Genomic DNA, 12,700 nt, shown 5'->3' with positions numbered 1-12,700 from the left:
GAGAAGTGGTACTTTCCGCAGTTTAGCTCAAATGGAACTTCAATCCTTTTGGGTGAGTCCTATTTAATCACAAACCAGCAACATTACTATTTAAAAACTTTCATCACTTTATCTGACTGTATCTTCTCCTCATCATTGATTGGAACAAAATTTAATAGTCTTAGGAGTGTTTGTTTTGATAGAAAACCCAGAATTAGAAAATATTAATTTGGAAGAAGTGGACCTCTTTTCCTCGAAGACAGATATTGTGAATTATTTGCTCTTGAAATACCTGCTGAAAACGAACGAGCCCGTCGGATCCTGGGTGCTAAAGGTCATGCTTGAGCTTAAAAACGTCACTGTAAGCACTACTACAATCGGACGTTTACTCAAAACTCTGGATGCCAAAGGATATACCGAACTTGTAGGGTCGAGGGGCAGGGTAATTACGGCCCAGGGAGCAAATATTGTCCACGAGCTATCGGAAAGGGTAAGAAGAGAGCAACTTCAAAAGAAAATTATGAAAGCTGCACAACCGCAAAACCTTCAAGAACTGATAGATTTAATGAGTGCGAGAAAAGTACTTGAATGTGAAACCGCAAGATTGGCAGCAAGCCGGGCAATTACCACGAATATCAAAGCAATGGAACATACAGTTAAAAGGCATGAAATGTGCTTGGGCAATTGTGGTGATCCGACATTTCCCGCACTGGATTTTCATGGGAAGGTTGCCGAAGCATCCAATAACAGGTTTCTCATTGCTTCCCTTGATATTTTGGTAAATGAGGAATTGAAGCTGGGATCCAAGATCGAGGAGATTAGGAAGGAGCGGAGTGCTGAGTATGCGCTGCATCACCGATTGATAGCTGAGGCGATTAAAAAGGGGGATGTTGATGAGGCGGAAAATGAAATGCGAACACACATGGATGCTATCATAGCAGCTCTAGTAGAACAGAAAAATATTAATTAATACAAAGGAAAAAATTAGAATTATGACAGGCGATTGAACTAACCATCGATGAAAAAATGTGGGTGATGATGGCTAGTTATTGAACCTTTATGCAAGGCATCACTAATTTAGGGGGACACATACCCAACTGGATCGTTTAAAGGTATGGAGTCCCTGCTAATATGTTTGGCCCAGTGGCATCGGTCACCCCAACCCAGACCACTGTAAAATGATATTTCCGGCATAGTGCCTGCTTTAGTAGAAATGTATTGGCATGTATATACACTGATGGAATACTGGACAACGGTGCGGGATTTTTCCATTACATTAAAGGAATGAATCACAGACGAACAACAGTACCAAACTGTCAATTTACGTGTAACAAAGATCAGCTTAGAGCAATTTAAGCAAACGCATTATCAGGTTTATTTATTGGAAGGGTAACTCACGGTGGTATGATTTTGCAGAGAGATATCGCCGTCTCTGAGTTACTATCTCATGAATCAGCACTTAATTTGCTTATGTATTCTCTAGTAGTCTAACAAAATTTAAATTAAAGTGTCAATGATAATGAGATTCCGGCTGATTGCAACTAGACGACGTATCTCTTCAGGGGAGAAAAAAGCTTTTTGAATGAATTGTTGTACTGCTAGCAATCTGAGAGGACCGACGGTCAAATTAGATGAATGGGTTTTCGGGAAACAATCGGGTGAGAGCATAGCTACTGAGAATACCAGAAGCCCATCAGTTTTAAATCCATGGTCTTTTATTTCAGTTACATTGAAGAGGGGGGTTTCTATTGAAGAGAATTATTCTATTAATTTCGGCATTAATACTCTTGTTAACAGTTATTATTACAGGCTGTGTAAAACAATCGAAAACCGTTTCAAGCGAAGACATTAATGTTGACCGAGACCGTACTTTGATATGGACAGTGCCCGCGACGCCAAACGGTCTTGATTCAGAGTACCATAATTCCCTGCAAGCGCTAGAAGCGCAATCAAACATGTACGACTCCGCGCTTCGGTATCCGTTCAAAGAAGACGAATCCGGCTTCTTAGTACCTGACTACAGTAAAGTGGAAAGCTCTTTGGCCGAATCGTGGGAACTATCAAAAGACGGGAAAACGCTGACCGTTCACCTTCGTCAAGGTGTGAAGAGCCATGCAGGAAATGAACTCACTGCAGATGATTTTATGTACCAATGGGTGGATAGGGCTTGGGGCCTGAACGCCATGTACAAAAACTTTTCAGCAGACGGGCTAAAGCTTAATGACCCCGAAAAACAACTAAAGAAAATTGACAAATATACCTTTTCTCTAACAGTAGACACCCCGAATCCTATAGCGGAGCCTATGATGACTCACATTTTTACACACCTTATGGATTCAGTAGACGCAAAAGCGTATTCCACGAAGAGCGATCCGTGGGCGACCAAATATTTGTCCGTTAACGGTTCAGGTCATGGTCCATTTAAGGTTACTAAATACATTCCTGGGCAGCAGGTCGAATTCGAAGCGTTTAACGATTATTGGGATAAAAAGAACAAATCTTGGTTTCAAAAGGTAATCATGAAAGAAGTTCCTTCCTCGTCAAACAGGGTGGCGTTGTTACTTTCTGGTACGGCTGATGCGGCGACCTCTCTTACTCCAAACGAACTGCAAACACTAAAGGGTAAACCCGGTGTGAAAGTCTACAGCTGGTCAGGTAATTTGATACAACGAGTAGAGTTTAACCAAGAGAAACCGCCGTTTGACAATCCTAAGGTAAGAAAAGCCTTGGCATATGCTACGCCGTATAAAGATATTCTTTCATCGGTATATTTAGGGATGGCCAAACAGGCCACTAGCATCATTCCTTCTACTTATCCAGGTTATACGGGCGAGTACTGGGATTATAAAACTAACTTTGATAAGGCCAAGAAACTTTTGAAAGAAGCAGGATATGATAAAGGGTTCAAAACAACGCTCACCATCAATGCGGGTATCACGCAGGAACAGCAAATTGCAATCCTTCTCAAGTCTAGCTTTAAAAACATTGGAGTAGAGATTGAGATCCAAGAACTTCAAACGGGAGATTACTATAATAATCTCGTCCAGCACAATATGGACGGCATGTTTATTTTCCAAGACATGCCTGGTGTCGCCGATGGAGGGTTTTCGACCAAATTATGGGCACAGCATCCTTCCAATATAAATTATGGGGGATATAAAAACGAAGAGGTTAACCGTCTGTACAAAGAAACTACGGAAACATTGGATGTGAAAAAACGGAACGCGAATTTCAAACGTATACAGGAGATCGTCGTGAAAGAAGATCCAATATGGATCTATCTGACTGAGCCCGGTTACCATATTGCCATGAGAGAAGATATCAAAAATCCAGCATGGGGGACATCTCAAGATATTCGATGGAATATGCTGAGCCGTGAACGAAATTAATAGACGGCTGGACAAAATCTCGGCGGACAACGTAAAGGAGGGAAGCATGTATTATGAGAATCGCAAAATACTTGGGTAAAAGGCTACTGACTTTTATACCGCTGTTAATCGGGGTTATCCTCGTCGTATTCGTTCTGGTCCGATTGCTACCCGGAGACCCGGCAACCCGATTGGCTGGGAATTTCGCTTATGGGGATACGATTGCAGCACTAAGAGAAAGCATGGGTTTGGATAAACCTATATGGCAGCAATTTTTCATCTATTTGGGAAATGTTCTACAAGGAAATCTGGGAGAATCGTGGTTTACAAATAAGCCTATTCTCGATGATTTGATCGTACGCTTTCCCGCTACATTGGAACTGATAACATTAAGTATTCTTTTCTCAATCGCAATCGGTGTACCTCTTGGGATCGTGGCAGCGATCAAACCGAAAAGTATATTTTCCCGCATTTCCACGGGTTACGGTTTTTTTGCCGGATCCATCGCTGATTTTTGGTTCGGACTAATGCTTGTGTTTGTTTTCTTTACCACATTGAACTGGTTTCCAGCGCCAATTGGTCGTTTGGATTTGACAATAACACCTCCCCTACAAATTACTGGGTTTTTGGTGATAGACAGCTTACTTGCGGGGAATTGGAATGCTTTGATGAACAGTATTGCGCATCTTGCCTTACCTGTTCTAACGCTTGGTCTCATTAATGTAGCACCTATCATGAAAATGACACTTTCGTCTATGAAAGAAGTGATGGAATCGGACTTTATCAATCATGCCAAGGTATTGGGCTTGTCGGACAAGAAAGTGATGAGATATGCACTACGCAATTCGCTGCCTTCTATTGTCACCATACTTGGAGTAATTTATGGTTCTTTGCTAGGCGGTGCGGTATTGGTCGAGACGGTATTTGGATGGGGCGGATTAGGACAATACGTCACGCAGGCTTTGGTGAATAAGGACTACTCGGCCATTCAGGGATTCGTCTTGGTCGCTACTATTTTTTCGTTATTTATCTATTTGTTCGTCGATTTAATTTATATGATCTTTGATCCGAGAATTAAGTTTTAAAGGAGAGGGTTATATTGTTGTATTTAAGAGATTTTAGTTATTCCTTGCGACGTAACCGCGGTGGTTTCATCGGATTTTTAATTATTATGATTACCTTACTGTGTGCAATTTTTGCGCCAATCATAGCACCTTACGCTCCTGAGGAAGCCATAGTGGAAGACAGCCGCCTTGCTCCGAACTCGGACCATATTTTCGGGACTGATGAAACAGGAATGGATGTTTTTTCTCGGGTGGTTCATGCAACTAGAATCGACGTTACAATCGCAGTTTTTGGAACATTATTATCGCTTTTGATCGGCATTCCAATCGGACTGGCCGCAGCGTACCGGGAGGGTCTATTCGGAGAAATCACGATGCGGATCGCGGATGTCCTCCAAGCCTTTCCTGTTTTTATACTGGCTATCGCTCTAGTATCTATATTGGGAAACAACGTTCAGAATATCATCATCGCCATTGCTTTTCTTAATGCGCCAATTTATATGCGATTCGTGCGAAGTGAAGTGCTTTCTATCAAACAAAGACCCTATGTAGAGGCTGCGCGTTGTGCGGGTATGTCTAACCTGAAAATTATGTTTAAAGAGCTCCTGCCGAACTCTTTGCGACCCACCATGGTGCAAGCATCCATAAATATGGGGTGGGCGATTTTGCTAACTGCTGGGTTAAGCTTTATCGGTGCAGGGGTACGTGTACCTACGGCAGAATGGGGTTCGATGATAGCAATTGGGGCGCCATTAATTATTACTGGCCAGTGGTGGTCTTCATTCTTTCCAGGTGTAGCCATCGGTATTACGGTTTTAGGCTTTGCACTATTTGGAGACTTTCTCCGCTTATACCTTGATCCGGAGAGGAGATGATCGGCTTGAAAACACTCTTGCAAATACAGGACCTACACACTTATTTTTACCTTCGAAAAGGTATCTCGAAAGTAGTTAATGGTCTTCAATTATCCGTTCGTGAAGGAGAACTGCTCGGCGTTGTGGGCGAGTCAGGTTCGGGCAAAACCGTGACCGCTATGTCTGTTGTCAACCGTGTACGTATGCCAGGAAAAGTAGTAAAAGGAAAAGTGATTTACCAAGGACAAGATCTTCTTAAGTTAAGTGAAGAGGAGCTACGTAAATACAGAGGCAAGGAAATCGGTTTGATCGCTGCAAATGCCCGGGGCAATTTGAACCCGCTTGTAAAAGTGGGCAATCAAATCGCTAATGTTTATTTGGCCCATAATAAAGTTAACAAAAAAGAAGCCTGGGAAAAGGCAGTCGAAATGCTAAGGATGGTAGGCATGAATGACGCCCTGCGTAGGGCGGAAGCTTATCCCCATGAGATGAGCGGAGGCATGGCCCAGCGTGTAATGATCGCACTTGCACTAGTTAACTCTCCCAACTTGCTCATTGCTGATGATGCAACAAACGGTCTTGATGTCACCGTTCAATCACAGATTATGGATTTAATTTTAGATATTGTAAATAAGCAGGGAGCTTCGGGCATATTGATCACTCATGATTTAGGTGTTGTTGCTCAATGCTGTAGCGAGATCGCCATTATGTATTGCGGCCAGATTGTAGAAAAGGGCCCGGTAACGGCGTTTTTCGATGAACCGAAACACCCGTACAGCAGAAATCTTCTAAATTCTCTGCCCGAGCGCAGAATAACTCAAGAAAGAATTGAATTAAAAGGCAGCCTTTCCAGTCCCCTATCGCTTCCGACAGGATGTGTTTATCAAACTCGGTGTCCCTATGTTATGGATGTGTGTCGGAAAGTGGAACCTTCAATGCTGCACGTAGATGATAACTATAATGTAAAATGCCATCTGTATCAGGAGAAGACCGAAAATAGGGGGAGCGCCAATGAAAAACTTGCTTGATATAAAAGGTATTAAAAAGCATTTTCCTGTTAGAGGCACAAAAGACGTCGTTACGGCTGTCAATGACATTTCATTTAATATCCGGGAAGGGGAAACGTTCGGGCTAATTGGGGAAAGCGGTTCCGGAAAATCAAGTGTCGGTAGATGCATTTTGAATTTGATTAGCCCGACATCAGGTGAAATGCGATATAAAGGTATGGAGTATTCAAAGTTCGGGAAAAAGGAAGCTGCTGTCATTCGTACTGAAATGCAGATGGTTTTCCAGGACCCCTATTACTCTCTCAATCCCAGGAAAACGGTTTGGGAAACGGTTGAAGACACGCTGCGGGTGAACAAAAATCTGGCGGCTACAGATCGCAAAAAGATGACTGTGGATGCTTTGGCAAAGGTGCAGTTTTTCGAGAATGATTATGAAAAGTATCCACATCAATTAAGTGCTGGCCAGCAGCAGCGAGTAGGAATCGCGCGTGCAATTGCTCCCAAACCTAAATTCATCGTGTTAGATGAGCCCACCTCCTCTTTGGACCTGTCGGTAAGGGCGGAAATCATCGATCTATTAGTCAAACTCCAAAAAGATTCAGGTATCACTTATTTGTTCATCTCTCATGATCTTAGTACTATTCAGTTTTTATGCCATCGAGTTGCAGTCATGTATTTGGGGAGAATCGTCGAATATGGCGATGTCAACGAAGTTTTTCACAACCATAGACACCCGTATAGCAAGGCGCTGTTAGCCTCGGTCATGAAACCGGATCCTAAAATCCCCAGATCGGATTACAGGCTTTCCGGAGAAATTCCTAGCCCGATCAATTTGCCGAAAGGATGTCATCTGGCTTCGCGTTGCCCAGAAGTCGAGGCCAAATGTAGGGAAATCGATCCGCCTTTCATTGATGTTGGAAATGGACATTTTGTTAACTGTCATCATGCCGCACCATTGGAAAAAGAAAGGATCCCTGTCACACAAAAGAACTGAACTATGACTATTCTCGTAGTTGGAGGCGACGGATTTTTCGGCAGGCACCTGATAATGCAACTCCATACACATTGTCAACTTTAGCGAAAGTGGTAACATAAATTCAAATTTACGAGGAGGAACTATTATGAAATTAAAGGGTAAAGTAGCTATTATAACAGGTGCAAGTCCCCTATATGGTATGGGAAACGGCTTTGCTGCCGCATTTGCCAAAGAAGGAGCAAACTTGTCTCTTAATTATTTTGGACATGACAAAGCGGATATTGAGATGTTTAAAAGCGAATTGGAAAGTTATGGGGTTAAGGTTATTTTAACGGAAGGCGATATATCAAAGGAAACGACAGTAAAACAATTAGTCAATAAAACGATAGATATATTTGGTCAAATTGACATTTTAGTAAACAACGCAAATATTTCTTCCTTAGCTCTTATTCAGGATATGACTGTTGAGCAATGGGATAGAATGATTGAAGTAAATTTAAAAAGTGTATTTCTCACAACAAGAAATGTTGTGCCCTATATGATTTCGCGTAAATCGGGGAGAATCATCAACATGGCTTCGCAAATTGGTCAAAAAGGAGGACTCGAACATAGTCATTATGCCGCTGCTAAAGCAGGGATTATTGGATTTACAAAATCCATCGCGCTGGAACTTGGCCAATATGGCATTACCGCCAATTGTATCGCTCCCGGACCAATTGATACACAAGAAATGCAAAAAATTGACGAAAACTGGAGAAACAAAAAACGGGCCGAACTTGCAATTCCCCGTTTCGGAAAAGTGGAAGAAGTTGTACCGACAGCCGTTTTATTGGCTTCCGATCCGGATGGAAATATATATACGGGACAATCATTAGGACCGAATTCAGGTGATGTAATGTTGTAGGATAAAAGATTCCTAGGAATACCATTCGGGTTTACGAGATCTAATGAACGCTCATTTCTAAGCAGCTAAACTGGAAATTTCAGAGTAAAAGTGCACCAGCTACCCTGGCCTGGGTGCAAAAGCCGGGTATACAGAAGGGTATTGTAGCTTCTCTATTTACATTGTTAAAACGGATTCCTTTAAGCACGTTGGATGGTAAAAAATTTTACTTATAAGGGAGAGCGTATACCATGAAAGTCTTACTAACAGGCGGAACTGGATTTGTGGGCATAAATATTGCAGAAAAATTATTGGACGAAGGTATAGATGTTGTTATATATGGCTTGCATTCTCTACCTGAGGAGGTTGAGCGGGCTTTTCAAAAAAGCAGGGGTACACATGTTTTTGTCCAAGGTGATATTTTAGATCAAAATTTGCTTGATTCAACAATTAAAAAATATAATCTCACAGCGGTTATCCATGGAGCGGCGATAACGCCGGATGTGGAACGAGAAATAAAAGATGGCAGAACCATTGTGAATGTGAACTGTATGGGTACGGTTGAAGTGCTAGAAGCGGCAAGAAAAAACAATATTGAAAAATTCATTCATCTTAGTACCCAAGCGGTTTATGGGAGAACGGCGCTCGAAAACGACATCTTAATCGAAGACAGCAGTAATCTAAAACCAGAGGAACTTTATGATATTACTAAATTTGCAGCCGAACGTATTGCAATTCGATACAAACAATTGCTGGACATGAATATTGTCGTGGCTCGAATGGGGGATATATTTGGTCCGTGGGAATATTATTCGGGTGTAAGAGATGTAATGAGCGCTCCATTTCAAGTGTCCCAATTGGCAATTTCAGCAAAAAAAGCATTGTTGCCTCGGTCTGGGTACAAAAGATGGGTATACAGCAGGGATATTGCAACATCATTATTTGCATTGTTAAAGTCGGATTCTTTAAAGCATGATGTTTACAATGTAAGTTCAAGACATTATTGGTCCGTTGAAGAATGGTGTAAGTTGTTGGAGGAAAAATACCCCTCTTTCAGTTATGAAATCGTTAAGAATCCTGAAGAAGCGAATGTCACTTTCCGTCCTGATTTTGCTCCCTTACAAATCGATCGACTTGTGGAAGACACCCAGTATGTCCCTCCCTTTGATTTAAAAAAGTCGTTTGAAGATTACAACGAATGGCTGGAGAAAAATTCGATCTTTCTATCTGCAAAATAAAAAAGATAAGACATTTGAATGCTTTAGTTAAGGAACGTAATAAATGTAAGTTCACGTATCTGAAAAATGGCAACTTCCTTAATTAATCTGGAGATTTGGAGGATAAAAAGTTGAGTAATTTGAATCAACTCACGATTTACGAAGCCTCACAACTCATCAAAGCCGGGAAAGTGACTCCAATAGAATTGGTTAAGGATTGTCTTGACCGAATCAAAGAAGTCGATCAAGAACTCCTTGCATGGCGAGTGGTTGATGAATTAAGTTCGATGGAAACAGCCAGGTCACTGACTCAGGAAATGAAAAATGGTAAAGTTCGTGGCCCATTACATGGCATTCCGGTCGGGATCAAGGATATCTTTGATGTGGCCGGACTACCGACACGGGCAGGAAGTGTAATTTTCGAAAATGTGGATCCTGCTGTTGAGGATTGTAGTATAGTAGCAAAGCTTCGGGAAGCGGGAGCCGTGATCATCGGCAAAACACATGTAACCCAGCTTGCGTTTTATGAACCGTCTCCCACGCGGAATCCGTATCACCTTCAACATACGCCGGGGGGTTCTAGCAGCGGTTCAGCAGCAGCCATTTCTGCTAATATGGCATTGCTGACTTTAGGTGCTCAAACCAATGCTTCTATCAGTAGACCGGGGGCCTATTGCGGGGCGGTCTGTTTCAAACCGACCACGCATAGTATTCAGATGGACGGCGTCTTTCCATTAGCTCCATCTTTTGACAGTCCCGGTTTATTTGCCAACAGTCTTCTTGACCTTGCAATTGGTTATCAACCTTTTAGTGACAGATCAGTAAACGATTTAGATGAATTATACCTGCAGTCATTAACAGGGGGTTCCTGTAAGGTTGGCGTTGTATCCGATGCGATCTATTCAGAGGCTTCAATTGATCTGCAAAATGTACAAGAGGAGACTATCAAAAGACTCGAAGTAAACCACTATGAAATCAAAGAAGTCCAAGCCCCACGTTCTTTTTCGGATTTAATCGATCTTCATCGATTGGTCATGGCCTATGAAGCAGCACAACATCATCATGCGTTGGTTGAGGAACATGACATTGGCGGAAAATTTGGCGCTCTCGTAGAAGAAGGGCAGCAAATTAGTGAAGGGGCATACAAAGATGCGATGGACAACATCCATCGTGTGAAGAGTGAAATGCTGGAATTATTCGATTCTTTTGATGTTTTACTTACCCTTCCTACAGATACATCAGCACCCGAAGGCCTCGATCCGACAGGTAATCCGAAATTTACAACACCATGGGCTGCCCTTGGCGTACCTCTAGTTGTGATCCCAGCTGCGCTCGATGGCAAAGGGCTTCCATTGGCTATGATGTTTGCTTCAGCCCCAGGAAGCGATTTTGATTTAATCAAAAACTGTTTGCCGATTGAGAGGGTTATGGGTAAGTTACCCTTGCCAATGATTGGAAATTGTAAATAAAAACAACATGATCTTCATAGGGAGACCCTATTACTTTTCTCCGCTAGTCATACTAACAAGCTAGATTTCTGGGTTCCTGCTTTTCTCTTTGAACTGTGTAGAAGATGGTATTAGTAAAAATGAGTTGCACTTTTAAGCAAATACGGTCCACAGAAGCCAAGTAAAGTGAAGCTAGGTTCGCAATAACAAGTTAATAACTTTCTTCCCAATTACCTCTAGGTGGTGTTTAGGGTTCGAACATAACTGTGCCGCTCATAAGATTCCTAAGTATTTCAAAGTTTTCAATTTAATGAAAAAAGGGAGGAAATAGTATGATAGGGGAAAAAGCAATATCCTCGGTAAAGCTAAAAGTAGCTGGAATTCAGTTGGGGCCGTATTTGGGTAGCTATAATACACAAATGGACAATATCGTTAAATTATCAGAGAAACTGTTATCTTCTCAAGAGGTTGATATATTATGTTTACCGGAACTTATGACTAGTCCATATTTCTGTTCAGTTGAATTGGATGACTTTCAAAAATATGCAGAATCCATCCCAGGTCCAACCACCCAAACTATTACAGCTTTAGCAAAGAAATATGATACAACGATTATAGGAACGTTATTTGAAAAGGATTCAAAGCTAAATAAATATTATAATACGGCATTTATCAGTTCCCCCGATGGAAAATTGATAGGTAAATATCGTAAAACGCACATTCCATTTATCGATGTTCCAGGTACTAGAGCACTGGAAAAAAAGTATTTTAGTCCTGGAGAAGAATTAAAACCATTTATCATTAATCGCCAATCCGTTGGGATACTTATTTGTTACGACCGTTCTTTCCCAGAAGCATGGAGGGAGCTGGTTCTAAATAACGCCAAAGTAGTGTTTGTACCAACTTCGGGCTCTGGGTTCCGTTCAGAAGCTTTTGTTGAGGAACTACGTATTCGGGCTTTGGAAAATGGCGTATTTGTAGTTGCTGTGAATAAATATGGTACAGAAAAGATGGAAGAAGAGAAGAAAGGAAAGAAGTTTTATGGAAAGAGCTGTGTCATCGATCCTTTGGGGAATGTTATTGAATCATTAGAAGACTTGTCAGACCAAAGTTTTCAGGTAGAATTATCTTTGGACATGATCGATGATGCTCGTCTAAGGTTGTCATATTTCCGCGATAGAAGACCAGATCTATACACCTCTCTTATCGAGCCAGTTTAAAAGTGATATCAAACAAGGATTATCTCCATATAGAACCTACCCAACTATATTTTCAACCATTGACATTGATTCTCTGGAAAAAACCTGGCTGGTTGCTCCAACCGAGTGTATTACGCTACAATGATCTATTCTTTTGTCGCTAAATATAAATAAAGTTCTTTACCGAACAAAATTGATTAACTAAACAAAAAATTTGTTTACTAAGGGTTTTCAATATTGTTCGGATTTTATACAGTTCCTTAATTGTTTTCAGATCTCCTTGTTCGTGTCATTTGTTGATAGTAAATAACTTCGTATTAAGAGGTCAACCAGACTTTTCTGGTTGGCCATTATTATTTATATAGTTATATGATATGACAGCGGTAGCCGGGGTGTTCAGCGCACCACTTTGACATCTCGTTTTATATGTGGCACTCGTCATTCCCACAATTATCCACGTTCATTTGATGTCATAAATTACCTACCCTATAACCATCTTGAGGAGATTATCGCGCAACCCAAACATGGTTAGAAGGTGGGCAGAAGTAAGTATTCGTTTCCCTAGAAAAAGTTCATTCTAAACCTTATTTTGTAATCCCTATCAAGTTTTTAAAGTTGGTTTTGCGTCCCTGTCAGAGCGACCGAGCCTAGGTTGCAACATATAGTGGGAGGGATTCCCACCGAGAAAGAACTAGCCATTCACTC

The 12,700-nt window shown here is 41.5% G+C and carries 10 protein-coding genes; all 10 read left to right on the top strand.

Features of this window, described 5'->3' with window-relative positions; translation table 11 throughout:
* Positions 1-175: 175 nt before the first annotated feature.
* The 10 genes from ELQ35_RS19575 to ELQ35_RS19530 all read left to right on the top strand — a co-directional run bounded on the left by ELQ35_RS19575 (position 176) and on the right by ELQ35_RS19530 (position 12,016).
* The gene (locus ELQ35_RS19575; RefSeq protein WP_185861836.1) at positions 176-949 is read left to right on the top strand and encodes a FadR/GntR family transcriptional regulator; all 774 of its coding nucleotides are present in this window, start codon (positions 176-178) and stop codon (positions 947-949) included.
* 778 nt (positions 950-1,727) lie between these two features.
* A complete protein-coding gene (locus ELQ35_RS19570) occupies positions 1,728-3,368 on the top strand; it encodes an ABC transporter substrate-binding protein (protein ID WP_126866871.1) in 1,641 nt (546 codons plus the stop codon).
* 53 nt (positions 3,369-3,421) lie between these two features.
* Positions 3,422-4,432, top strand: a complete 1,011-nt coding sequence (locus tag ELQ35_RS19565) for an ABC transporter permease (RefSeq protein WP_126866870.1) — start codon at positions 3,422-3,424, stop codon at positions 4,430-4,432.
* Between the two features lie 14 nt (positions 4,433-4,446).
* Entirely contained in the window at positions 4,447-5,286 is an 840-nt protein-coding gene (locus tag ELQ35_RS19560) for an ABC transporter permease (RefSeq protein WP_307366805.1), read from the top strand.
* A 5-nt stretch (positions 5,287-5,291) separates the two neighbouring features.
* Entirely contained in the window at positions 5,292-6,293 is a 1,002-nt protein-coding gene (locus ELQ35_RS19555; RefSeq protein ID WP_185861834.1) for an ABC transporter ATP-binding protein, read from the top strand.
* Entirely contained in the window at positions 6,277-7,266 is a 990-nt protein-coding gene (locus tag ELQ35_RS19550) for an ABC transporter ATP-binding protein (protein WP_126866867.1), read from the top strand. Before ELQ35_RS19555 ends, ELQ35_RS19550 begins: the two co-directional genes overlap by 17 nt.
* A 127-nt stretch (positions 7,267-7,393) precedes the next feature.
* A complete protein-coding gene (locus ELQ35_RS19545; protein WP_126866866.1) occupies positions 7,394-8,152 on the top strand; it encodes an SDR family NAD(P)-dependent oxidoreductase in 759 nt (252 codons plus the stop codon).
* A 230-nt stretch (positions 8,153-8,382) separates the two neighbouring features.
* Entirely contained in the window at positions 8,383-9,369 is a 987-nt protein-coding gene (locus ELQ35_RS19540) for an NAD-dependent epimerase/dehydratase family protein (protein WP_126866865.1), read from the top strand.
* Between the two features lie 110 nt (positions 9,370-9,479).
* Positions 9,480-10,817, top strand: a complete 1,338-nt coding sequence (locus ELQ35_RS19535; RefSeq protein WP_185861833.1) for an amidase — start codon at positions 9,480-9,482, stop codon at positions 10,815-10,817.
* A gap of 311 nt (positions 10,818-11,128) precedes the next feature.
* Positions 11,129-12,016, top strand: coding sequence for a carbon-nitrogen hydrolase family protein (locus ELQ35_RS19530; protein WP_126866863.1), 888 nt, complete (start codon positions 11,129-11,131; stop codon positions 12,014-12,016).
* Positions 12,017-12,700 lie beyond the last annotated feature (684 nt).

It is taken from the genome of Peribacillus cavernae (assembly GCF_003989135.1).
Taxonomy (GTDB): Bacteria; Bacillota; Bacilli; order Bacillales; family DSM-1321; genus Peribacillus; species Peribacillus cavernae.
This window is presented reverse-complemented; position numbering and strand designations above follow the sequence as displayed.

Bases quoted from the DNA above. Each gene is read 5' to 3' on its own strand.
- ELQ35_RS19530 (WP_126866863.1), top strand. From the start codon at position 11,129: ATGATAGGGGAAAAAGCAATATCCTCGGTAAAGCTAAAAGTAGCTGGA.
- ELQ35_RS19545 (WP_126866866.1), top strand. From the start codon at position 7,394: ATGAAATTAAAGGGTAAAGTAGCTATTATAACAGGTGCAAGTCCCCTA.
- ELQ35_RS19540 (WP_126866865.1), top strand. From the start codon at position 8,383: ATGAAAGTCTTACTAACAGGCGGAACTGGATTTGTGGGCATAAATATT.
- ELQ35_RS19550 (WP_126866867.1), top strand. From the start codon at position 6,277: ATGAAAAACTTGCTTGATATAAAAGGTATTAAAAAGCATTTTCCTGTT.
- ELQ35_RS19565 (WP_126866870.1), top strand. From the start codon at position 3,422: ATGAGAATCGCAAAATACTTGGGTAAAAGGCTACTGACTTTTATACCG.